Origin of the sequence: Flavobacterium granuli (assembly GCF_031456055.1) — a bacterium.
GTDB classification, from domain to species: Bacteria; Bacteroidota; Bacteroidia; order Flavobacteriales; family Flavobacteriaceae; genus Flavobacterium; species Flavobacterium granuli_A.
The window spans coordinates 131078-155775 of sequence record NZ_JAVDTX010000003.1; the positions used below are offsets into that span (position 1 = coordinate 131078).

The window sequence follows — 24698 nt, forward strand, 5'->3', positions numbered from 1 at the left end:
ATAGTTTTAAACAAAAATCATCAGAAACACATTCCATAGAGACGCACCATTGTAGAGACGCATTAAAGCCCTTCATTAATTCAATTTTTATCCAGATTCAACAAAATAAAAAAACCTGATGATTTTATTTTCATCATCAGATTTTATCTATATTCTAAAAAGACGCTGCAGTGCGTCTCTACAATATGAATCAACAATCTGCATTTCACAAAACAAAAAAACCTGATAATTTTCATCATCAGGTTTTCTCTATTATCTATATTCTTTATTGTAAATAGACGCACTGCCGTGCGTCTCTACGAATCTAATCATTCAATTTCAAAACCGCCATAAACGCTTCTTGCGGAATCTCCACATTTCCTACCTGACGCATACGTTTTTTACCTTTTTTCTGTTTCTCCAACAATTTACGTTTACGGGAAATATCCCCACCGTAACATTTTGCTGTAACGTCTTTACGTAAAGCTTTAATCGTTTCACGTGCAATGATTTTAGCACCAATCGCTGCTTGAATCGGAATATCAAATTGTTGTCTCGGAATCAATTCACGTAATTTCTCCGTCATTTTCTTTCCGATGTTATACGCATTATCTTCGTGAATCAACGCAGAAAGCGCATCAACCGTTTGACCATTCAATAATACATCCAAACGAACCAATTTTGAAGTTTTCATTCCAATTGGGGAATAATCAAATGACGCATATCCTTTTGAAACCGTTTTCAATCTGTCGTAGAAATCAAATACAATCTCTGCCAATGGCATATCAAAATTCAATTCTACACGTTCCGTTGTCAAATACGTTTGATTGGTAATCTGACCACGTTTTTCAATACACAAACTCATTACGTTTCCAACAAAATCAGCTTTAGTAATGATAGTCGCTTTAATATAAGGCTCCTCCACTCTATCCAAACGAGAAGGTTCCGGTAAATCTGATGGATTGTTTACTATAAAAGCATCTTCTGGATGTTTTTTGGTATAAGCCAAATACGAAACGTTAGGAACCGTAGTAATTACAGTCATATCAAACTCACGTTCCAAACGCTCTTGGATAATCTCCATGTGCAACATTCCTAAGAATCCACAACGGAAACCAAATCCTAAAGCGGCAGAACTTTCAGGAACAAATACAAGTGAAGCATCGTTCAATTGCAATTTTTCCATCGAAGAACGCAAATCCTCATAATCCTCCGTATCTACAGGATAAATCCCAGCAAATACCATTGGTTTTACATCCTCGAAACCAGTAATCATATTTGTAGTCGGCGTTTTGGCATCCGTAATCGTATCCCCTACTTTTACCTCTTTGGCTTCTTTAATTCCAGAAATCAAATACCCAACATCTCCTGTCGAAATCACATTTTTAGGAACTTGATTCAGTTTCAACGTTCCAACTTCATCGGCAAAATACTCGTTTCCGGTCGCCATAAATTTTATTTTTTGGCCTTTTCTAATTTCCCCGTTTTTCACACGGAAAATTACTTCAATACCACGAAACGGATTGTAATGCGAATCAAATATCAAAGCCTGAAGAGGCTCGTCTTTCACTCCTTTTGGAGCTGGAATTTTTTCAATAATCGCAGCCAAAATATTCTCCACACCAAACCCAGTTTTACCCGAAGCGTGAATAATATCCTCCAATTTACATCCAAGCAAGTCAATAATATCATCACTTACTTCCTCTGGATTGGCACTTGGCAAATCCACTTTGTTCAAAACCGGAATAATTTCCAAGTCATTTTCCAAAGCCAAATACAAGTTAGAGATCGTTTGTGCCTGAATACTTTGTGCAGCATCCACAATCAAAAGCGCTCCTTCGCAAGCCGCAATAGAACGCGAAACTTCATAAGAGAAATCCACGTGACCCGGAGTATCGATAAGGTTCAGAATGTATTCCTCTCCTTTATATTTATACTCCATTTGTATGGCGTGACTTTTAATCGTGATACCACGTTCACGTTCCAAGTCCATATTATCTAGCAATTGCGCTTTTTCTTCACGAGCCGTTACCGTTTGGGTTGCCCCCAATAATCGATCCGCCAATGTACTTTTACCATGGTCAATATGTGCAATAATGCAAAAATTCCTTATATGTTTCATTTTCTTCTGATATCAAATTTATTTGGGCGTGCCGGCAAAAAAAGCCGTCGGGCTATTCGCTGCAAGTCCTCGCAAAGTTTCGCTATCGCTACACTTTACTCTGGGCTTTCCGCTGCTATCCCTCACGCAAAAGCAGTAAAGAGACAATTAATCTGCAAATATAGTCTAAATTCAACAGTTTCAAAGTTTCAAAATAGGAAACTCAGCCATTTGCATTAACTCTTTTCAAATTGTAATACATATACCCCTTAATTAGTATACATACTATTCAAAATCACTTCTTTACTTATCTAATGTCATTAACTTTTTCATCCTTTCGCTTAAAAGATGTAATTTTGCAAAAAATTTAAGGACGATGATTAAGATTGGCAACATTATATTACCCGAATTCCCCCTATTGTTAGCACCTATGGAAGATGTGAGCGACCCTCCTTTCCGCAGATTATGCAAAACACATGGAGCCGACTTAATGTACTCCGAATTTATTTCGTCCGAAGGACTAATCCGCGACGCCATCAAAAGCCGAATGAAATTAGATATCTTCGATTACGAACGCCCAGTTGGAATCCAAATTTTTGGTGGAGACGAAGAAGCAATGGCGTTATCGTCCAAAATAGTTTCTACCGTAAACCCAGATCTAATAGACATCAATTTTGGCTGTCCAGTCAAAAAAGTAGTTTGCAAAGGCGCCGGTGCCGGAGTTTTGAAAGATGTTGATTTAATGATTCGCCTGACGCAGGCCGTTATCGACAGCACGCATTTGCCAGTTACCGTAAAAACGCGTTTGGGTTGGGACGACAGTTCCATAAATATAGATGAGGTTACCGAACGTTTACAGGATATTGGGGTTGCTGCTTTGAGCATCCACGCCAGAACCCGTGCCCAAATGTACAAAGGTCATTCCGACTGGTCACATATTGCCCGCGTCAAAAACAACCCGAGAATCACAATGCCCATTTTTGGAAATGGCGATATTGATTCTCCCGAAAAAGCATTGCATTATAAAAACGAATACGGCATCGACGGAATAATGATTGGTCGTGCCGCCATTGGTTATCCTTGGATTTTTAACGAAATCAAACATTACTTCAAAACTGGGGAACATCTAGCCAAACCCACCGTTGCGGACAGAGTCGAAGCAGTTCGAAACCACCTAACTTGGGCAATGGAATGGAAAGGAGAAAGACTCGGTATTGTTGAAACACGACCACACTACACTAATTATTTCAAAGGAATCCATTCTTTTAAAACGTACAAACAAAAATTAGTAACTCTAGACCGTCCTGAAGAATTATTCGCTGTTTTGAATGAGATTGAAGAGGCTTATGCAGGTTATAAGGTTGTTTAAAAACTAAAAAAACAAAGCATTCGCTTTAAAAAAAAGGTTAGGCACAACCCATAGTAAAGAGAATGTTATTAGCCGCTTGAAAAATGCTATGAAAAACTAAATATCTTGTCTAGCCCTGATAGAAGTGGAAATCCTTTTTGTTTTTTCTTTAAAAACAAAAAGATTGCAACGGATAGCGGGACAAATCGTCTTGAATATTTCAAATGTGGTGCTCCAAAATTTTTAATCCAACAACTTCTTACTCACTCTACTGCTCGCAATTAGCGACGCAATAAAACCAAGTGTGACTATAGTAGCCATAACAATCACTACATTTTCTGTTGTAAAAACCACTGGATAAGCCAGTGTGGGAGTTATCATTATCAGCTCATATTGTTGTTGCAATAACACAAACACAACACCCAATAACAATCCTATAATTCCACCAAAAACACTCAACAAAGTTCCTTGCAGTAAAAATATATTCCGCAAATCCTTGATATTAGTTCCTAGATTAAAAAGGGTTTTTAGATTTCCTTTTTTATCCAAAATCATCATGATAAGCGCACCAATCAAGTTGAAAAGCGCTACGATAATTACCAAAGTAAATATCAAATACACCGCTATATTTTCGGTGTTCAGCATTTTATATAAGGCTTCATTCAGTTGTTCCTTATTTTTTACGGTAATTTTATTCTTGAAAAGTGCCTTCAATTTTCCAATTACAGCACTCTCATCAGCACCTTGTTTTAATTTAATTTCAAGACCCGAAATCTGATCAGTTTTGTATTCCAATAATTCTTGAGCCAACCCTAAATCAGCAAACACATATTTAGAATCCAAATCTTCGCTGATTGCATAAATTCCAACTGGAAAAACATCTGTTTTATTAAAAGCTTGAGCAGGATTCTCAATAGCCCCCTTCCCCGGTTTTGGTACAAAAACTTCAAAAGCATTATTATAATCCAGCAAACCCATCGAAAACTTTTGAGCAATACCATATCCAATAACAACTTGATAAGTATCAGGTTTTAGCCATTGTCCGTTATATAGTTTTTTATTAAAATTGCTGACAGCGTTAAAAGTAGAATCAATACCTTTAAGATAAGTAACTTCTTGTTTTCCATTAAAAGTAAAAAGTACTCGTTCTTCAATAACTTTAGAATAAGAGGCAACTCCTTCTATTGCAGCAAGCTCTTTTTCCTGTTTTGGCACAATAAAAAAAGATTTTCCAAGCGTACTGCTCACTTTAAGATCTGGATCAATATCATTGGTAAACGAAAGACTAAATTCCTTCAAGCCCGAAAAAACCGAAAGCACGACAAACAATGCCATTGCTCCCACTATAATCCCCATACTGGCAATACGATTAATGATATTGATAGCATTATTTTTGCTTTTGCTAAAAATATACCGCTTGGCTATGTAAAGAGGAAAATTCAAATTTTATTGAAATCTGCGTTTGTCCAACAAATCTCTATTCTCAATCGGATTTTCTTGATTTTTCAAGGCATTATCAATCTTCTCGATGTAATCCAGTGAATCATCAATAAAGAAAACCAAATTAGGTACTTTACGCAATTGCAAACGAACTCTTTGCGATAAATCGTGTTTAATCAAAGTCGAATTAGCTTTAATCCCTACTAAAGTTTCCGCTGCTTTCTCTTGAGGAAAAATACTTAAATGCACTGTCGCCACAGATAAATCTGTAGTTACCGTAACCTTGGATACTGAAATTATCAAATTTGTAATTCCATTTTTTCTCACTTCACCTTGCAAAATATCAACCAAATCTTTTTGGATAACCCCGCCTATTTTTTTCTGTCTATTTGTTTCCATGCTGCAAAAATACTATTTTTTTGAGAGACCACCTTACAAAGTCATTAACTCATAAAGTTTTTTATATTTGTTTTATGATTTAGGAGCAGAAAATTTGGCTTTTTCTGGAGGCAAAGTTCCTGCTGTCCGCTATATCTTTTTATCTCGTCCCAAAAGACAAGATAAAAAGGATGCCGCTTCCATCAGGACTAAAGAGAGACAATAGTTCTTTTTTGGAACGATTTAGAAAATAAAAATACAACCTATAATATATATAATGAGAAAAATAGAACACATTGGCATTGCAGTCAAAAATCTTGAAGTATCCAATTTGTTATTCGAAAAACTATTTGGAGCACCAGCCTACAAACAAGAAGAAGTTGCTAGTGAAGGAGTAAAAACATCTTTCTTCATGAACGGCCCCAACAAAATAGAACTCCTAGAAGCCACCAATCCCGAAAGCCCAATAGCCAAGTTTCTCGAAAAAAAAGGAGAAGGAATTCATCACATCGCTTTTGACGTCGAGGATATTCTTTCCGAAATCGAGCGGCTAAAATCGGAAGGATTCACAGTCCTAAACGAAACCCCAAAAAAGGGAGCTGACAATAAATTGGTCGCTTTTTTGCACCCGAAAGGGACCAATGGCGTATTAATTGAGCTCTGCCAAGAAATAAAATAAAAAAATCTACAATTTAGTCATTTCATAATCAGTCATTTTCAAAATAGATTTACATTAGTCTTCAAACTATCCAAAAATCTACTCATAAAATACTTGTAGCAATAAAAAAATTGTAGTAATATTGCAAACTCTTAACCGGTCCTATAGCTCAGCTGGTTAGAGCACCTGACTCATAATCAGGTGGTCCCTGGTTCGAGCCCAGGTGGGACCACTAGTAAAATCAAGCCTTTCAAGAAATTGAGAGGCTTTTTCTTTTCAAGAAACCAAACAAAGATACAGTTATTTTAATTAAGAACAAGCCTACAACACAGGTGTTGATATTGTAAGTTTACTCCCTAATTACGCTCAAAAACAAGCTTAAACGTTAAATTTTCAGCTCGAATTTGACAACTTACTTAGAGATTACAAAAAATAATATTAAATTTGCATTCTGCTCTTATTAAGGAGTAAGAGTTTTATATTGACTCTAGAGCTATTTTTTAAACTTAATGTATTACCCCCAAATAAAACATGAGAATTTTTACTAACAACCTTATTTTAGTTATATTTATTATGCTTACTGGCATAAGTGGATATGCTGATGATCCAAAAGACGTGCCTCCACCACAAGTTAGTGCTAGAGCCCCCACTCCAGGTGATGTTCCAATAGATGAAAATATCTCCATACTAGCTTTAGCGGCTATAATATTTGGAATCTACATTATATACAATTACAAACTAAACAAAAAAAGACCAATTTAAATTGGTCTTTTTTTGTTTTAATAAATTATTCTCAGCCTATTTATTAGCATACAGCCTAGAAACATATTTCCCAATAACATCAAATTCCAAATTCACCTCGGTTCCAACAGCAAACGAATTAAAATTAGTATGTTCGTATGTATAAGGTATAATTGCTACGCTAAAATTATTTTTACCTGAATCCACTACTGTCAAGCTAACACCATTTACTGTAATAGAGCCTTTCTCTATCGTAATATTTTGTAAAGCAGAATCATATTCAAAAGTATAAAACCAACTTCCATTTGTTTCTTGAACAGAAACACAAGTTCCTATTTGATCTACATGTCCTTGTACGATATGCCCATCTAGTCGGTCTCCAAGCCTCATTGCTCTTTCCAGATTGACACTATCACCAACTTTCCAACTTGAAATATTGGTCTTTTTAATTGTTTCCCCAATTGCAGTAACTGTATAATGATTCCCGTCAATAGCTACAACCGTTAAACATATTCCATTATGAGCAACGCTCTGGTCAATTTTTAATTCATCTGCCACTGAAGAATCTATCGTGATATGAATATTATCTTGCTCTTTCTTAACTTCTTGGACAATCCCAAGTGTTTCAATAATTCCTGTAAACATTTCTTATTTTATTTTACTAAATTTGCACTTCAAAATTAGCAATAAATAACTAGAGGTCATTATGAAAAAAGCAGAAAATATAATCGTAGGAATTTCAATAGGAGATTTAAACGGTATTGGAAGCGAAGTCATTCTAAAAACATTCGAGGACTCTCGTATGTTAGAACTATGTACTCCTGTTATCTTTGCAAATGCAAAAATACTTTCTTTCGTCAGAAAGAATTTTGAATCCACAGTCGCTTTACACGGCATAGACAAGCTGGATCAAATTGTTATTGGCAAAGTCAATGTATTCAATCTTTGGAGAGAAGGAATTGATTTAAACCTTGGAACAAATAACGAAAAAGTGGGCGAATACGCCATTAAATCATTTGTTGCAGCTACCAAAGCCTTAAAAGAAGGCGAAATAGATGTTTTAGTAACAGCCCCTATAAATAAGTACAACATTCAATCGGAATCGTTTAAATTCCCCGGGCATACTGACTATTTAAACCAAGAACTAGAAGGAGACGCATTAATGTTAATGGTCCAAGACAACTTAAGAGTAGGTTTGCTAACGGATCATATTCCAATTAATGAAGTAGCTTCTCATTTAACCGAAGAGTTAATTTTCAAGAAGATACAAACCATCAATCAAACTTTAATACAGGATTTTAGCATTAACAAACCTAAAATTGCGGTTTTGGGACTTAATCCACATTGTGGCGATGGTGGAGTTATTGGAACCGAAGACGACACTGTATTGAAACCAACATTGAAAAAATTATTCGAAAAAGGAACTTTAGTTTTCGGTCCTTTTCCTGCAGATGGCTTCTTCGGCAGTAATCAATACGAAAAATATGATGCTGTTATCGCAACCTATCACGATCAAGGCTTAATTCCTTTCAAAACACTATCCTTTGGAAATGGAGTTAACTATACTGCTGGGTTGAATAAAATAAGAACTTCCCCAGATCACGGAACTGCTTATGATATTGCAGGAAAAAATAAAGCCGACTATAATTCCTTCAAAGAGGCCGTTTATCTCGCTATTGATGTGTATAATTCAAGAAATCAATACGCAGAAATCAGCCAAAAGCCTTTAAAAACAAAAGAAAAACAGTTATAAACAAAAAAAGGTGAATAACATTATTAGATTTCCAATTATTTTATATCTTTGCACTCCCGAAGTTTAGGGCAAATTGTTGTTGAAATGAGCAAGACAAAAGAATATGTAATTCCTTTCGTAGGATTGAAGCTAGGGAAACACAAATTTGAGTATCAAATTAATAATGCGTTCTTTGAAATCTTTGATTATAACGAATTTCAAAATTCAGATATCAAAGTAAATGTAGTTTTAGACAAAAAAAGCAACCTGTTAGAAATTGATTTCAAACACAAAGGAACTGTCAATGTACCTTGCGATCTTACTAGTGAAGATTTTGACTTACCTGTAAAGGGAAAATTAAAATTAATTGTTCGATTTGGAGATACATACAACAATGACAATGAAGAGTTGCTAATATTGCCTTTTGGCGAATTTGAAATAGACATCGCTCAATATATATATGAGATGATTGCACTTTCAATACCACTCAGAAGGGTACATCCAGGAATAAAGGATGGAAGTTTAAAAACCGAAGCTTTGACAAAACTGAAAGAATTAGCAATTGAAGAACAAAAGAAGGAAAGCAAAGAAGAAAAAGAAGAAAATATAGACCCACGTTGGGACAAATTAAAGCAACTATTAACGGATAAATAATATAGTAAAATGGCACATCCAAAGAGAAAAATCTCGAAAACTAGAAGAGACAAAAGAAGAACACATTACAAAGCTACTGTAGCTCAAATCGCTACATGTCCTATTACTGGAGAAGCACATTTATACCACAGAGCTTACTGGCATGAAGGTAAAATGTACTACAGAGGACAAGTTGTTATCGATAAATCTGTCGTAGCTCTTGCTTAATACGTTTTTGTAAATAATACCAGAACTCTCACTTCGTGAGAGTTTTTTTTGTTGTTTACAATTTCCTTAAATAAGAAAACTTAAAACAATTTGTTTAGTTTTTTTATTGTAATTTTAGAGACTTTTAAAAATTTTGCAAATGGCAACATTTGACAATAAATAATCGCATATAATGAGTACAATTACAGCCGCAATTACCGCAGTTGGTGGTTATGTTCCAGACTTTGTTCTATCAAACAAAGTTCTCGAAACTATGGTCGATACAAATGATGAATGGATAACCACACGCACCGGAATTAAAGAAAGAAGAATACTGAAAGATGCTGATAAAGGAACTTCTTTTCTTGCTATAAAAGCTGCAGAAGATTTAATAGCAAAAGCAAACATTGACCCTCTTGAAATAGATTTAATTTTAATGGCAACTGCAACTGCAGATATGCCAGTAGCTTCTACAGGTGTATATGTAGCAACCGCAATTGGTGCTACAAATGCATTCGCATACGACTTACAAGCCGCTTGTTCTAGCTTCCTTTATGGAATGTCAACGGCTGCTGCTTATATTCAGTCTGGAAGATACAAAAAAGTGCTACTTATTGGTGCCGATAAAATGTCTTCAATTGTAGATTATAAAGACAGATCAACATGCATTATTTTTGGAGATGGTGCAGGAGCTGTTTTATTTGAACCAAATTATGAAGGTTACGGTTTACAAGATGAATATTTACGAAGTGATGGTGTAGGTCGTGATTTCTTGAAAATTTCAGCTGGAGGTTCTCTTCTTCCAACTAGTATGGAAACGGTAAACGACAACAAGCATAATATCATTCAAGATGGAAAAACTGTTTTTAAATATGCAGTTACCAATATGGCCGATGCAAGTGAATTGATTCTAAAAAGAAACAATTTGACTAATGAAGATGTAAATTGGTTAGTACCTCACCAAGCTAACAAACGTATTATTGACGCTACAGCTCATAGAATGAACTTAGAAGACGACAAAGTATTGATGAATATTGAAAAATATGGAAATACAACTTCTGCAACATTGCCATTAGTACTATACGATTTTGAACACGTTTTCAAAAAAGGCGACACTATAATTTTTGCTGCTTTTGGCGGCGGTTTTACTTGGGGATCCATTTACCTAACTTGGGCTTACGATAAAAAATAAAATAAACTAAAAAGAAATAATTATGGATTTAAAAGAAATTCAAAATCTAATCAAATTTGTAGCAAATTCAGGTGTTGCAGAAGTAAAATTAGAAATGGATGATGTTAAAATCACCATCAGAACTACTTTAGAAGGAAACGTTACCGAAGCAACTTACGTTCAACAATTACCAGTACAAAACGCTCTTCCTCAAGCTGCTGCTCCACAACAAATAGCTCCAGTTGCTGCTGCACCAGAAGCTCCAGCAGTAGAAAATGCACATTATATCACTATAAAATCACCAATCATTGGTACTTTCTATAGAAAACCTGCTCCAGACAAACCAATGTTTGTAGAAGTTGGTAAATCTATTGCAAAAGGAGATGTTCTTTGCGTTATTGAAGCAATGAAATTATTCAATGAAATTGAATCTGAAATATCTGGTAAAATTATAAAAATATTGGTAGATGATATGTCACCAGTAGAATTTGACCAACCTTTATTCATAGTAGATCCATCATAATTTTAGATTGCAGATTTTAGATTTCAGATTTGATTAAAATCAAATTAAAAACTAATTATCTAATTGTCTAATTATCTAATTGAAAAAAAATGTTTAAAAAAATACTAATAGCAAATAGAGGAGAGATAGCGCTTCGTGTCATCCGAACTTGTAGAGAAATGGGCATCAAGACAGTAGCCGTTTATTCTACTGCAGATGCCGAAAGCTTGCATGTGAAATTTGCTGACGAAGCCGTTTGTATAGGACCACCTCCAAGTAACTTGTCTTATTTAAAGATGTCCAATATTATTGCTGCTGCAGAAATTACAAATGCAGATGCAATTCATCCTGGTTACGGGTTCCTTTCTGAAAATGCAAAATTTTCTAAAATTTGTCAAGAACATAATATAAAATTCATCGGTGCGTCTCCAGAAATGATTGACAGAATGGGTGATAAAGCCTCTGCAAAAGCCACGATGATTGAAGCTGGTGTACCTTGCGTACCTGGTTCAGTTGGAATCTTAGAGTCTTTTGAACAAGCAGCAGAATTAGCCAATAAATTCGGATATCCTGTTATGCTAAAAGCAACTGCCGGTGGTGGAGGTAAAGGAATGAGAGCTGTTTGGGCTCCTGAAGATTTGCTGAAAGCTTGGGAAGGTGCTCGTCAAGAATCAGCTGCGGCTTTCGGAAACGACGGAATGTATCTTGAAAAATTAATTGAAGAGCCACGTCATATCGAAATTCAAATCGTTGGTGACTCATACGGAAAAGCATGTCATCTTTCAGAAAGAGACTGCTCTGTTCAACGTCGCCATCAAAAATTGACTGAAGAAACTCCTTCTCCTTTTATGACCGACGAATTACGTTCAAAAATGGGTGAAGCAGCTGTAAAAGCAGCAGAATACATAAAATATGAAGGTGCTGGAACTGTAGAGTTTTTGGTGGATAAACACAGAAACTTTTACTTCATGGAAATGAACACTCGTATCCAAGTTGAGCACCCTATTACAGAACAAGTTGTTGATTACGACTTAATTCGTGAGCAAATCTTAGTAGCTGCTGGTGTGCCAATTTCTGGAAAGAATTATCTGCCTCAATTACATGCTATCGAATGTCGTATCAACGCCGAAGATCCTTATAACGACTTCAGACCTTCTCCGGGAAAAATCACTACGCTACATATGCCGGGTGGTCACGGAGTACGTCTTGACACACACGTGTATTCAGGTTATACGATTCCACCAAATTACGATTCGATGATTGCCAAATTAATTACTACAGCTCAAACTCGTGAAGAAGCTATCAGTAAAATGAGAAGAGCATTAGACGAATTCGTAATCGAAGGTATCAAAACAACCATTCCATTCCACAGACAGTTGATGGATGATGCCAGATACATCGCAGGGGATTATACCACTGCCTTCATGGACACTTTCAAAATGAATGACCCTGAATAAATCAAATATAAAATCCCATTCTTAAGATTGGGATTTTTTTTTGACTAATAATAAATTCCTAACTCCTTTCAAAGATCTTGATCTACTATTACATAAGGGATTACTTGATTATACTATTTATTTTATCGGAGTTCAGTAAATTTTATTTTATAAAAATCAAAAAAGACTTTACAATATGTAAAGTCTTTTTTTTGTTTAAAGCTCAATAAGTGTGTAAAATTTACCCAGCCTTAGTCAAAAAATACACACATTAAAATAATCTTTAACTTTTATGCTTTTTACAACAAGCTAACAATTAGATAATTACGCATATTATCCATGAGTTAAATAAGTTGGCATAATAATTTCATTAAGTAAAAATATAAAACTTAAAAAATTACTATCATGAAAAAATTAATTTTATCAGCCACAATCATTTTAGGGAGTTTCTCAGCATTTGCACAACAATCAACTCCACCGAAATCTGAAGTAACAACTCAAACTGTAAAAGATGCCTACAAAGACACCTACACTGAAATTAAAGTGGAAGAAGTGCCAGAAGCGGTAAAAAACGCATTAATAAAAACCTATCCAACTGCAATTCTTAACAAAGCTCTTATCAATGAGAAAAAAGAGTACGAACTACAAGTCAAAGTGGGCGGCAGAGAGGGATCAGTATATGCTGATGCTACTGGTGCTTGGATAAAAAAATAATTTTACAAAACAAAAAAATATATTAAATCATGAAAAAATTAATCTTATCAGCCGCAATCATTTTAGGGAGTTTCTCAGCATTTGCACAACAATCAACTCCACCGAAATCAGTACTAACAACTCAAACTGTTCAAGACAACTACACTGAAATTAAAGTGGAAGAAGTGCCTGAAGCAGTAAAAACTGCATTAATAAAAGCGTATCCAACCGCAATTCTTGACAAAGCTTTTATCAATGAGAAAAAAGAATATAAACTACAAATCACAGTTGGCGACAAAGTGGGAGCATTATATGCCGATGCAACTGGAGCTTGGATAAAAAAATAATTTCACAAAACAAACAACTAACAAACAATTAAATCATTAAAAACATTATTATGAAAAAGTTAATCTTATCAGCAGCAATCCTTTTGGGAGGTTTCACAGCATTTGCACAAACTGCAGAACAAACCTCAGTCCCTTCAAAAACAGTTACTACAACACAAACTGTTGAAGAAAAATATAAAGAAATTAAAATAGAAGACGTGCCAAGCTCCGTGATACTGGCGGAAAAAACTGCTCAACCCGGAGCAGTTATCGAAAAAGCATATATCAATGAAAAAAAAGAATATAAACTTGACATAAAAGTTGATAACCAGAAAGCTACTGTTTACACAGATGCAGCAGGTAACTTGAAAAATAAATAAATTGGGGACTTAATAATTTTAGAGTAAAAAGGGAGAGAAATTCAATGAGTTTCTCTCCCTTTTTTTATAAGTTTATTATGAATGCCCTAATTTTAATAACTTTACTTTAGCAAATAAAGTAAAAACCTATGTCAAAGATTTTATTGATAGAAGACGATGTTTCCTTTTGCAAGATGTTGGAAAATTTTCTCGTGAAAAAATCTTACTCTGTAACTACTGCTTTTACAGTAGAAGAAGCAAAAACTAAAATTAAAAGTCAAACTTTTGATCTTATAATCACAGATTTGAGACTTCCTGACTACGATGGAATTCAACTTATGTCTGAATTTAAAAGCGAATATCCGACAATTCCAGTCATCCTAATGACTGGCTATTCTGATGTTAATACAGCAGTGAAAGCCATAAAAAATGGTGCAGCCGATTACATTTCAAAACCTTTTAATCCTGAAGAAGTTTTACTTGTTATTGCCAATACATTACAGATTCCTGTTGTAAACACAGCAAATGAAACAGTTGTTACTTCTACAAAAAGCAATAAATCCTCAGATGAAGAAGTTGTTTTGGGAATTTCAGCCGCATCAAAAAAATTGGCAGAATACATTCAACTTGTAAGCCCGACGGACATGTCTGTTTTAATCATTGGCGAAAGCGGAACAGGAAAAGAAGTTATTGCAAAGAGCATTCATAAAAATAGTCCCAGAAAAAACAACAATTTTATAGCCGTCGATTGTGGAGCAATTCCAAAAGAACTAGCTGCCAGTGAATTTTTCGGCCATTTAAAAGGCTCTTTTACAGGAGCGATAAATGACAAAATTGGTTGTTTTGAGGCTGCAAATAAGGGGACACTATTTCTTGACGAAATAGGCAATCTTTCCTATGAAAATCAAATTCAACTCCTAAGAGCATTACAGGAAAGGAAAATAAAACCAGTCGGTAGTAACAAAGAAATTAATGTTGATATCCGAATAATTACAGCAACAAATGAAGATTTAAGAGAAGCTGTAAAGAACGGAACCTTCCGTGAAGATTTATACCATCGAATCAATGAATTCTCAATTCAATCACCCTCATTACTTGAACGAAATGGGGATTTAATGATCTTTGCCGATTTCTTTCTTGGGAAAGCAAATCAACAATTAAATAAAAATATCATTGGATTTTCTCCCGAAGTGGTGACAATTTTTGAAAATTACAGATGGCCTGGGAATCTAAGAGAACTTCAAAATATAATTAAGAGAGCCACATTGTTGTCCCAAGGTGATTTTATCGAAAAAAACACACTCCCGTTTGAAGTTTTCCAGATGGGCAATAGAACTACAAGTGATTTTTCTTTATTTGAAAATGAAAAAGACGCCATTTTGAACGCCTTGGATCAAGCGAAAAACAACAAATCTGAAGCAGCAAAATTGCTTAAAATAACTAGGAAAACGCTATATAATAAATTAAAACAGCACAATATCGATTAGGTTATTTCTTTTTCTAAAAGTAAAAAAAGAGATGTGATTGAAGTCTTCAAAACTTTGAATTTAACTTCAATTTCCTCAAATGAAATTTCATTGTATTCCAAATTACTTAAAATTTGAACAATTTCATGAGCTTCAATCTGTCTAAACATTGGCCCCATTCTATGTGCTATCTCTTTTATTTTTATGATATTTTTTTCAGAAACTGCTTCTTCAAGTATTAATAAATTTTCTGTTGTTGCTATTTTAAAAGAATGCAAAAAATTCTTTAAAACATCATCATCATCTGATAAAAATAATTTCAAAGAGGTTAATGAATATCTTTTTGTTGGATCAACTCTAATTTGAACTTCTTCAATTGTTGTAAATTGTGTTTCTCCATTCTTCAAAATCGAATCTATAATTTCCACTAATATTTTTGGAGAATATGGTTTCCGAATCACATTGGTAAACCCTGCTTTTATATAGATTTCCGTTGCCAAATCAGTCCTTCCAGTTAATGCTATAACTGGTTTTTCGTCAAAATCTATAGTAACAGACTCCTTTAGCTTATTCAAAAACAGAAATCCATCAATATCTGGCATTTGAATATCAGTAATTATAAAGTCAAACGAATTGCTTTCCAGAGCTTCTAGTGCCGCAGAAGCATTATTAAACGACAATACTTTATAATCATTCTGCTGTAAAATTTCAGTTGTCAACTTTAACAAATTAATATCATCATCAATAACAACCGCCGTCAACTTATTACTGGAATGACCAATTACCGGCACTTTTTGAGAAGATGAATCAAGCAGCAATGGAAGTTGAATCTCAAAAACACTTCCTTTCTCGTAAACACTCTTTAAACTCAATTTACCGCCAAGAATTTCAGCCATTTTTTTTGAAATCGTAAGTCCCAAGCCAGTTCCTCCGTATCTTTTTTCTATACTTTCATTAGCCTGAGTGAATTCTTCAAAAATTAATTGTTGTTTGTCTTCCTGTATTCCAATTCCAGAATCTTCGACTTTAATTGTAAGGGAACTGTTTTCAATATTAGCTTTTACTTCTATTCTAATAAAACCTTCAGTAGTAAATTTAAAAGCATTCCCAATTATATTGGTAACAATTTGCCTCAATCGAAATGGATCGCCAATGATTTTATCTTGAAAAACAGCATCAATATCAATAGAAAGATCGATTGGTTTTTGTTCGTAAACGGATTGAATACTTTTTGCCACTTCGTGAATAACATCCGGTAGAGAAAAAGGAAGCTTTTCTATCGTAATTTTTCCAGCTTCGATTTGTGTAAAATCAAGTAAATCCTGAATCAATTTTGTAATGTATTCTGAAGAACCTTTTATGTTATTGGCAAAATACAATTGCTTTTTTGTTAGCTCAGAATTACCTAAAAGCTCTGTATATCCAACAATTGTACTTAATGGAGTTTTTAAATCGTGACTAACTGTAGATATAAGCTGCTCCCGGTTTCTGAGCAATCTTTTGGTCGTGCTATTAGCTTCTTCAAGTTGTTTTTTGTACGATTGCGTCTTGGAAAAATCATTTAGAATTAAGATCAAAAAAAACAAAGTCGAGAACAACCCCAACATTGCCGCTATGGTAACGATTTGATTATTTCGTTTTAATGATTTTTCTTTTTCTAAATAGTTTTTTGTTGTGTTTCGAATAATTTCTCTTTCTATAATACTCAAAACCTTTCTTAACTGATCTGAAATTAAAAGCTCATTTTGAAGCAACCTGTTTTCTTCATAATTTAATGTAAGTTTCTTTTTTAAAGTAGCATTCTTGACCTTATTAAGTAAGCTTTTTGAAACCGCTATAATCGAATCAGATTCTTTTTTACTTAATGTATTTGTACTGTCGTCTGGAATGTTTTCATTCAAATAAGCCACATATTTTTTAAGAACATTTCGTTGATAACTCCCCAGCTCTGATGGACGCTTTATAAAATCTTCCAGCTGGAGCTTTCTAAGCGACGATTCCATTTTTGTCAAATCATTAATAGCTTTTTTGAGTGCCGCTTCATCATTTGTTTTGTTTTTTATGGCTTTCAGTAACCTTATATTATTGGTCTTTTTAGACAATAAAAGCTTCACACTATCCAATAACGTTATCTGATATTGAGTTGTGACCAATAATTTTAAAGAATCAATTTCGATTTTTAAGGAATCTGTTTTGGAAATATAATTTTGGAAATCCTTCTTCGAATCGGATTGTATAGTTATCCTAGCCAAACTTTCCGTTTCATAGATATTAGAAAGTAAATTACTAACTTTTAAAATCTTGCTATTTGCTTTAGCAGCTTTACTCTCGGCTTCAGAAAACCCCTTATTTTCAGAATACAAAAACCAGCTCACACCAACAAATAAGGTAGCCAAAACCAGATAACTGATAAAAATTTTTATTGGAATATAGCTTTTTTTACTGTTCATATTTCAAAGATAAGAATTACAAAAATGAATATACTTAGATTGCTAATAGACTTTATTATAGAACTCTATCTAAGTTTAAATAGTATTAAAAAAACAAAAACCTCACATAAAATGTGAGGTTTTCAAATTATAGGTTTATTATTTTTTATCTCCTATTACCTTAGCAATATTAGATGGAATATCACCTTTATTAACCGTCAAAGAAGTCGTTTTGTGTTTTACAAAATTATCAATTAGCTTAAGACTTATAACGTTTCATTAAGCCATTTATAAAACTCTTTTTGCCAAACTTGTGCGTTTTGAGGTTTTAAAACCCAATGATTTTCTTCTGGGAAATAAAGAAATCTACTTTTAATTCCGCGTATCTGGGCCGCTTGAAAAGCTTCCTGACCTTGTCCTATTGGCACTCTGAAATCGATTCCTCCTTGAATAATCAAAATTGGTGTGTTCCAGTTTTGTACATAATTTATAGGGTTGAATTTAGTATACGCTTTTTGTGCAGCTGCATTGTCTTTTTCCCAATAAGCTCCACCAAAATCCCAGTTGTTGAAGAAAACTTCTTCGGTGGTTCCAAACATACTTTGTGTGTTGAAAACTCCATCGTGGGCAATAAATGTTTTGAATCTGTTGTTATGAATTCCTGCCAAATAAAACACAGAATAACCTCCATAACTTGCACCAACACAACCCAAACGTGCTTTGTCAACATAACTTTCTTTTGCAATATCATCAATAGCCGAAAGATAATCGTCCATCACTTGTCCTCCCCAATCTTTACTAATTTGCTCATTCCATTCTACACCGTGACCTTGCATACCACGACGGTTTGGCGCTACAACAACATATCCGTTTGCAGCCATTAATTGGAAATTCCATCTAAAAGAATAAAATTGAGTCAAAGGAGATTGAGGTCCACCTTGGCAATATAAAAGAGTTGGATACTTTTTGGTCGCATCAAAATTAGGAGGCAAAATTACCCAAACCAACATTTTTTTTCCGTCGGTAGTTGTTACATAACGTCTTTCTGTTTTGCTTAATGCTAATGTTGAATAAGTCTCAGTATTTACATTACTCAATTGTTTCCAAGATTTTTTCTTCAAATTATAAGAGAAAATTTCAGAGGCGTGATTCATGTCGGTTCTTGTAACGATCACATCATCTCCTGAAAAACCTACCAGATCATGCACGTCAAAATCACCGTTCGTAACTTGCTTTACAGTAATCGCAATTTTAGTCAAACCAGGGAAATTAACTTCAAAAAGCTGTAATGTCCCGTCAATTGGCGCAATAAAATATACTTTTTTTCCATCATTACTCCATTTGAAACTACTTACAGTTCCATCCCAATTGGCAGTAAGATTCATTTTGATTCCTTTGAAACTAACAATCAAATCATTTTTGTCGGCCTCATAACCATCGCGTTTCATTTGCAGCCAAGTCAAATCCCCAGAAGGAGAAAATTGTGGAGCCATATCGTATCCGAAATTTCCTTCAGTTCTATTGATTGTTTTCCCAGTTTCAAGATTGTATTCATATATGTTGGTGTCTGTAGAAAGCGCATATTGAGTACCTGCTTTTTTCTTACACACATACACTATACTTTTCCCATCAGGGGACCAATTATAATCTTCATCACCACCAAAAGGTTTTTGCGGGCTGTCAAAATTTTCACCCTTCAAAATATCAATCCCTTCAGCTCCTTCTTTATTTTCTTTGTAAAAAACGTGATTAAATTTACCCTCATTCCAAGTATCCCAATGGCGATAATCAAGACCATTATAAATTTGAGCATCGGATTTATCTAAATTAGGGTAATAGTCTTTCCCTAAGACATTATCAATTTTCACTTCTTGATTGTAAACTATGTATTTCCCATCAGGAGAAACATTTTTATCAAACAAAATTTCTTTTGTGTCCTTAACTTCTACAGCTGTTCCTCCACTAATGGCAACAGTATAATATTTGGAACTAGATTTATTTTCTTCGACTGAAGGTGTCGAAACTTTGTAAACAACATTTTTGCCGTCTTTTGAAATTCCTAAAGGAGTAATTCGTCCTAACTTCCACAGTAATTCTGGAGTCATTACATTTTGAGCACTTGCAGTTAAACTCATCATTGTTAGCATTAAAAGGATTGTTTTTCTCATAATTGTTTAAAATACATATTCAGATTTCAAATATAACATTATAATTATCAATTAAAATAAATTGAAATACATAAAAAAAGCATAAATAAAATAGCTTTTTATGCGAAAAATTGAACTAAGAAGTTTTAAAAAGTTCAACTGTCAGCAGCGTGATAAAAAAACACAACACTACGATAATAATACCGGCAACCATTACTTTTTTTAAAAAAGACCGTTCCATTTTTTTAACTTGAGAATCTACCTTGACGATGGTTTTGAAATTTGCAAACGATTCAACAGTTCTTAGGTACACAATCCATCCTCCGCTCTCATAAATTTGTTTACCAAAGTCAGTTAAATCACATCTAAATCCTTGATCTTGATCCAAAACGACTAGGCCTTTCTCATCTAAAATTTCAGCAAACACTTTGGAGTTTTTTAAATTGAAACCGAATTCATCTTTAAAATTGATTCGCATCATAAATTGAGATTTCGATGTATATAGCAGTTTTAAGTTTACTTCTATAAGTTCATCTATATTTTCAAACATAACCAAGTATTTAATTTATTATTACATTTTGTTCTAGCTAATAGTTTATCCTACCAATCTAAAGCTAATACCGATTTTTAAAATCTTCTTTTACAATACAATTATAGTGCCAAAACCATATTGGTTGAATTATTAATACATTCCTAACTTAAAAAAGAATATTTCAAAAAATAATTGATAATACCCAACATATTCAAATTGTACTATTCACAAACTAGAAAATTTATTTAATTTTATAAAAAAAAAGTGAAATGCAACTAAGCTATTGGGAATTAAAAAATTGGTTTACTAATGTGGATTTCACTATTGTGGGCAGTGGCATTGTGGGACTGCATACAGGATTACGCTTGCGCGAAAAATATCCCAACAGTAAAATATTGATACTCGAAAAAGGGATGTTACCACAAGGTGCCAGCACTAAAAATGCTGGGTTTGCATGCTTCGGAAGTATTTCGGAAATCATTGAAGATTTAAAAACTCATACAGAAGAAGATGTTATCCAACTCATACAAAAAAGATGGGACGGACTGCAATTATTAAGAAAACGACTTGGTGACAGCACAATAGATTTCAAACCCTACGGAGGTTACGAGTTGTTTTTAAAGGACGATGAAAGTAGTTTTTCTGAATGTTCAAATAAGTTATCATTTATAAATCAAATCTTAAAGCCGCTTTTCAAATCCGATGTGTTTGCTAAAGAAGTCGATCGTTTTGGTTTTGGAGACATCAACGAATATTTGATTTTCAATCCATTTGAAGCTCAAATTGACACTGGAAATATGATGCAAGCTTTGTTAAAACAAGCTGTTGAGCAAGATATTTTAATACTAAACCAGAAAACTGTTACTTCTTTTTTGGATAAGGAAAACAGTGTTGAAGTAGCACTCGACGATTTTAGTTTTACTACCAAAAAATTATTGTTTGCCACCAATGGTTTTGCCAATGAATTAACCAAAGGCGGAGTAAAACCAGCAAGAGCACAAGTTTTAATTACAGAACCAATTCCAAATTTAGACATAAAAGGAACTTTCCATTTGGATAAAGGCTATTATTATTTCAGGAATATTGGCGATCGAATACTGCTTGGAGGTGGTAGAAATCTAGATTTTGAAACCGAAACCACGACCGAATTTGGCCAAACAGAAATTGTACAAAAAAAATTGGAAGACTTATTAAAAAAAGTAATTTTGCCCAATCATGATGTCCAGATTGAACACCGCTGGAGCGGAATAATGGGCATCGGCAATAGCAAAAAACCAATTGTTTCCCAACTATCTGAAAACGTGTATTGTGGCGTTCGATTAGGCGGAATGGGAGTAGCAATAGGCAGTTTAATAGGAACCGAATTAGCAGATTTAACATAAAAAATGGCAACCAAAATAACACCAAAAAAACCAACTAAGAAACCCGTCAAAAAAAACAACAGAAGTTTTTGGACCAAAGTAAAATGGTTTCTGCTAAAAGTCTTGCTGTGGTTTTTTGGAATATCCGTTTCTTTTGTTGTACTTTTTAAATTTGTACCCGTTCCATTCACCCCATTAATGGTGATACGTTATTTTGAAAATATTGCAGAAGGTAAAGAAAATCATTTCAGCCATAATTGGGAGCCGATTAATAAAATTTCCATGAACCTCCAAAAAGCTGTGATAGCTAGTGAAGACGGGACTTTCCTGACACACAATGGATTTGATTTTATTGCGATGCAAAAAGCATACAAAAGCAATGAAAGAGGCCGAAAAATAAAAGGTGGAAGTACCATATCACAGCAAACCGCCAAGAATGTTTTTCTTTGGCAAGGCCGAAGCTACCTCCGAAAAGGCTTGGAAGCTTATTTTACAGTTTTAATAGAGGTGATTTGGGGCAAAAAACGAATTATGGAAGTCTACCTCAACAGCATCGAAATGGGTGACGGCGTATATGGAGCTTATGCCGCAACTGAACATTGGTATCGAAAAGACGCTTCGAGTCTAACGATGACACAAGCCGCGGGGATTGCAGCAATTTTACCTAATCCAAGAAAATACAAAGCAACTAGTTCCTCATCATACATCAACAATAGAAAAACAAAAATTGTTCGAATAATGAGACATGTCGGGAAAATTGAATATTAAAATTAAACCCCAATAACGATTTGCTATTGGAGTTTTTTATTTTTAGAAATTTAAACCTTAAAATTTAAATGCAACTCCTAAAACAAAATTTCTTCCCAGATTGGGTATTCCTGAAGTGGCTAAACGAGACAAATGAGGAATATATGTTTTATTCAATAAGTTATTACCGTTCAAGTTTACATCAAAAGCGGTTTTACCCAGCTTCACTTTACCTCCAAACCCCATATTCAATAACGTATAACCATCTGAAGAAATATCATAACCGCTTACCTTGTCTTGACTAAAAGTAGTTGAAACATTTAAAGTGGCAAAAGCATCCTCAAGCCATTTTCCAATTACAAAATCAGTCTTTAAAGTGTTGTCCCAATTGTTAGCCGGGATTTGAGGTAAGTAACCACCATCTTGCAATTTTCCCGTAACGGTTTCAAAACTGGTTTCAAAATGCAACCAATCCAATGGATGCGGGTGAATATGCAAAGCGACTTCTCCTCCATACAAATTGGCATTGCTCTGAATGTAATCATAAACCATAAAACCATCGATTTCTGCCCCAGATGGTGACGAATAAATGTAGTCGTTAATATGATTGTAAAATCCACTCACGCTAAACTCAAAATGATCACTTTTGTATTCCAAATCCAAATCTGTCTGTAGGTTTTGCTCGGTTTTCAAATTTGGATTTCCTATTTCATAACGAAAGGTTCCTTCGTGAACGCCATTGGATGACAACTCTGCTAAGTTTGGCGCCCTGAAACCAGTAGCCGCATTCAATCGGAAAACCAGATCCGTAGCAAAATTTGTTTTATAACCCAACGAAGCATTGAAACTGTCATAATTCTTGTCGAGTGCTTCAAAATATCCTTCTTCGCCAACGATTCCGTGTTCTTCAGAAACTAAATTTCGGTAATCAAAACGAAGGCCTGCCTGTAATGAGTTTGAATCCCATTCATAAATTCCGGTTCCAAAAACACCAAAATCATTTGTTGTTGCATTTGGAATTAAAAACTCATCGGCTAGATTTTTATTTTCCTGGGACATCCCTTGAACACCAAAAATGGTTTCTACTTTACCAAACTTTGGCAAATAATACTTGACATTATAATCAAATGTGTTTAAAATCATATGCAAAACTGCAACGTCACTGTCTTCAAACTCGCTTCGGTCATTCTTGATATAACCTAAATTCACATCCAATTTTGAATCGCTAAAAAACAGTGTATTGTTTAAAGAAAGTAAATTATTGAAAACCTCTTGTTTTGGAAAAGTTGTTTTCTTAGTTGTGGTTTGGTCTGCAATTCCTTCTTCGGGAATTCCAATGTCCAAATTGTTATAATTGTATCTCAAAACACTAGAAAACTTCGCATTGCTATACCCGATTCCTGCTTTGAAATCCATTTCTTGAAAACGCGTGTTAGTGACACGATCACCATCTGGAATTTTATAATCCGACTGTGTATTGTAAGCGCCACGTATCAAATATTTCCAATTATCGGTAGATGTTTTCAATCCCAAAGTAGTACTGGCTCCAAGAGTATTCGAAAACAATCTTTGCCCAAAATCCCCTTGAAAAGTATTCGCCAAAGCAAATTTTTCGGGATTAAAAAACAAAACCCCTCCCAATGCATCAGAGCCATAAAGTAATGAAGCAGGCCCTTTTATAACCTCAACATTTTCTACACCTGAATCGTTCAGTCCCAAACCATGTTCATCGCCAAACTGTTGATTTTCCAAGCGGATTCCTTGAGTATAGACCAGAACCCTGTTCCCACTCAAACCACGAATTACCGGTTTCCCGATTGACGTTCCTGTAGAAACTTGTGAAACTCCGGGAATGGTAGCCAATCCTTCAATCAAAGTGGCGCTACCTTTTTCTTGCATTGATTTGACACTTTCTCGATCTACTTTCATTACATTTTGCGATTGCAATTTGGAGAAAGGAGTTGAGACAATAACCTCATCCATCTGAAAAGCCAATTCTTCCAGTATGACATCAAACGTTGGGGTATTTTGAGTTTTTTCGATATTTTTACTTTGGGTCGAAAATCCCACGGAAGAAAATACAAGTGTTAGATTTCCATTTGGAAGTTCTGTCAATGTATAGATTCCGTTTTGATCCGTCTTTGTTGATTTATGCAATTCCGATGCATAGACGGTTACTTCTGTCAAAGGGTTGTTCTTGGAATCGGTGATTTTTCCAGTTATCGTGTTTTGTGCATGTAAAAAAGTGGTAAGCCCTAGCAATAGAGCTACTATATATATTTTCATTTGAATAATTGTATTGTTCCCAATCA

The 24698-nt window shown here is 34.4% G+C and carries 23 protein-coding genes and 1 tRNA gene; 16 read left to right on the top strand and 8 right to left on the bottom strand.

The genetic code is table 11. The features are described from left to right. Window positions 1-304: 304 nt before the first annotated feature. Window positions 305-2101, bottom strand: a complete 1797-nt coding sequence (gene lepA / locus J2W95_RS07610; protein ID WP_310005597.1) for a translation elongation factor 4 — start codon at window positions 2099-2101, stop codon at window positions 305-307. 355 nt (window positions 2102-2456) lie between these two features. On the opposite strand from lepA, the gene dusB reads away from it, so the two are divergent. Then, window positions 2457-3449: a tRNA dihydrouridine synthase DusB gene (dusB, locus tag J2W95_RS07615; protein ID WP_310005599.1), complete on the top strand. Its 993-nt coding sequence runs from the start codon at window positions 2457-2459 to the stop codon at window positions 3447-3449. A gap of 222 nt (window positions 3450-3671) precedes the next feature. Here the strand turns inward: dusB and J2W95_RS07620 are convergent, their stop codons facing one another. Further along, window positions 3672-4871 carry an ABC transporter permease gene (locus J2W95_RS07620; protein ID WP_310005601.1) on the bottom strand — a complete coding sequence of 400 codons (1200 nt, stop codon included), beginning with the start codon at window positions 4869-4871 and terminating at the stop codon, window positions 3672-3674. Between the two features lie 3 nt (window positions 4872-4874). Further along, window positions 4875-5267, bottom strand: a complete 393-nt coding sequence (gene rbfA / locus J2W95_RS07625) for a 30S ribosome-binding factor RbfA (RefSeq protein WP_310005602.1) — start codon at window positions 5265-5267, stop codon at window positions 4875-4877. 256 nt (window positions 5268-5523) lie between these two features. On the opposite strand from rbfA, the gene mce reads away from it, so the two are divergent. The 3 genes from mce to J2W95_RS07640 all read left to right on the top strand — a co-directional run bounded on the left by mce (window position 5524) and on the right by J2W95_RS07640 (window position 6666). Continuing rightward, window positions 5524-5925 carry a methylmalonyl-CoA epimerase gene (mce, locus tag J2W95_RS07630; RefSeq protein WP_077376138.1) on the top strand — a complete coding sequence of 134 codons (402 nt, stop codon included), beginning with the start codon at window positions 5524-5526 and terminating at the stop codon, window positions 5923-5925. Window positions 5926-6062: 137 nt separating this feature from the next. Further along, window positions 6063-6136, top strand: a tRNA-Ile gene (locus J2W95_RS07635). 341 nt (window positions 6137-6477) lie between these two features. Next, window positions 6478-6666, top strand: a complete 189-nt coding sequence (locus J2W95_RS07640) for a hypothetical protein (RefSeq protein ID WP_310005605.1) — start codon at window positions 6478-6480, stop codon at window positions 6664-6666. Between the two features lie 36 nt (window positions 6667-6702). Here the strand turns inward: J2W95_RS07640 and J2W95_RS07645 are convergent, their stop codons facing one another. Further along, window positions 6703-7290 carry a riboflavin synthase gene (locus J2W95_RS07645; RefSeq protein ID WP_310005607.1) on the bottom strand — a complete coding sequence of 196 codons (588 nt, stop codon included), beginning with the start codon at window positions 7288-7290 and terminating at the stop codon, window positions 6703-6705. A 58-nt stretch (window positions 7291-7348) separates the two neighbouring features. On the opposite strand from J2W95_RS07645, the gene pdxA reads away from it, so the two are divergent. From pdxA to J2W95_RS07695, 10 genes are all read left to right on the top strand, one after another. Further along, window positions 7349-8398, top strand: a complete 1050-nt coding sequence (pdxA, locus tag J2W95_RS07650; protein WP_310006152.1) for a 4-hydroxythreonine-4-phosphate dehydrogenase PdxA — start codon at window positions 7349-7351, stop codon at window positions 8396-8398. An 84-nt stretch (window positions 8399-8482) separates the two neighbouring features. Continuing rightward, complete coding sequence (locus tag J2W95_RS07655; RefSeq protein ID WP_310005609.1) at window positions 8483-9031, top strand: YceD family protein; 549 nt, start codon at window positions 8483-8485, stop codon at window positions 9029-9031. 9 nt (window positions 9032-9040) lie between these two features. Then, window positions 9041-9238: a 50S ribosomal protein L32 gene (gene rpmF / locus J2W95_RS07660; protein ID WP_100432852.1), complete on the top strand. Its 198-nt coding sequence runs from the start codon at window positions 9041-9043 to the stop codon at window positions 9236-9238. A gap of 172 nt (window positions 9239-9410) precedes the next feature. Next, entirely contained in the window at window positions 9411-10409 is a 999-nt protein-coding gene (locus tag J2W95_RS07665) for a beta-ketoacyl-ACP synthase III (protein ID WP_310005612.1), read from the top strand. 22 nt (window positions 10410-10431) lie between these two features. Next, complete coding sequence (accB, locus tag J2W95_RS07670; RefSeq protein WP_310005614.1) at window positions 10432-10911, top strand: acetyl-CoA carboxylase biotin carboxyl carrier protein; 480 nt, start codon at window positions 10432-10434, stop codon at window positions 10909-10911. An 89-nt stretch (window positions 10912-11000) separates the two neighbouring features. Beyond that, window positions 11001-12347, top strand: coding sequence for an acetyl-CoA carboxylase biotin carboxylase subunit (gene accC / locus J2W95_RS07675; protein ID WP_310005616.1), 1347 nt, complete (start codon window positions 11001-11003; stop codon window positions 12345-12347). A 384-nt stretch (window positions 12348-12731) separates the two neighbouring features. Further along, window positions 12732-13040, top strand: a complete 309-nt coding sequence (locus tag J2W95_RS07680; protein WP_310005618.1) for a hypothetical protein — start codon at window positions 12732-12734, stop codon at window positions 13038-13040. 29 nt (window positions 13041-13069) lie between these two features. Then, on the top strand, window positions 13070-13366 hold the full coding sequence (locus tag J2W95_RS07685; RefSeq protein WP_310005620.1) for a hypothetical protein: 297 nt from the start codon (window positions 13070-13072) through the stop codon (window positions 13364-13366). A gap of 50 nt (window positions 13367-13416) precedes the next feature. Next, window positions 13417-13725: a hypothetical protein gene (locus tag J2W95_RS07690; RefSeq protein WP_310005622.1), complete on the top strand. Its 309-nt coding sequence runs from the start codon at window positions 13417-13419 to the stop codon at window positions 13723-13725. 128 nt (window positions 13726-13853) lie between these two features. Then, a complete protein-coding gene (locus J2W95_RS07695; protein WP_310005624.1) occupies window positions 13854-15191 on the top strand; it encodes a sigma-54-dependent transcriptional regulator in 1338 nt (445 codons plus the stop codon). On the opposite strand, the gene J2W95_RS07700 is transcribed toward J2W95_RS07695, so the two are convergent. From J2W95_RS07700 to J2W95_RS07710, 3 genes are all read right to left on the bottom strand, one after another. Continuing rightward, the gene (locus tag J2W95_RS07700; protein ID WP_310005626.1) at window positions 15188-17620 is read right to left on the bottom strand and encodes a hybrid sensor histidine kinase/response regulator; all 2433 of its coding nucleotides are present in this window, start codon (window positions 17618-17620) and stop codon (window positions 15188-15190) included. The two genes, J2W95_RS07695 and J2W95_RS07700, sit on opposite strands and share 4 nt — an antisense overlap. Window positions 17621-17865: 245 nt before the next feature. Further along, window positions 17866-19767, bottom strand: a complete 1902-nt coding sequence (locus J2W95_RS07705) for a S9 family peptidase (RefSeq protein WP_310005628.1) — start codon at window positions 19765-19767, stop codon at window positions 17866-17868. Between the two features lie 115 nt (window positions 19768-19882). After that, window positions 19883-20296, bottom strand: coding sequence for a hypothetical protein (locus J2W95_RS07710; protein ID WP_310005630.1), 414 nt, complete (start codon window positions 20294-20296; stop codon window positions 19883-19885). A gap of 251 nt (window positions 20297-20547) precedes the next feature. On the opposite strand from J2W95_RS07710, the gene J2W95_RS07715 reads away from it, so the two are divergent. Beyond that, window positions 20548-21660 carry an NAD(P)/FAD-dependent oxidoreductase gene (locus J2W95_RS07715; RefSeq protein ID WP_310005631.1) on the top strand — a complete coding sequence of 371 codons (1113 nt, stop codon included), beginning with the start codon at window positions 20548-20550 and terminating at the stop codon, window positions 21658-21660. 3 nt (window positions 21661-21663) lie between these two features. Further along, window positions 21664-22407, top strand: a complete 744-nt coding sequence (gene mtgA / locus J2W95_RS07720) for a monofunctional biosynthetic peptidoglycan transglycosylase (RefSeq protein WP_310005633.1) — start codon at window positions 21664-21666, stop codon at window positions 22405-22407. A 57-nt stretch (window positions 22408-22464) separates the two neighbouring features. Here mtgA and J2W95_RS07725 read toward each other — a convergent pair whose 3' ends face one another. Beyond that, window positions 22465-24672, bottom strand: coding sequence for a TonB-dependent receptor (locus J2W95_RS07725; protein ID WP_310005634.1), 2208 nt, complete (start codon window positions 24670-24672; stop codon window positions 22465-22467). Between the last annotated feature and the right edge of the window lie 26 nt (window positions 24673-24698).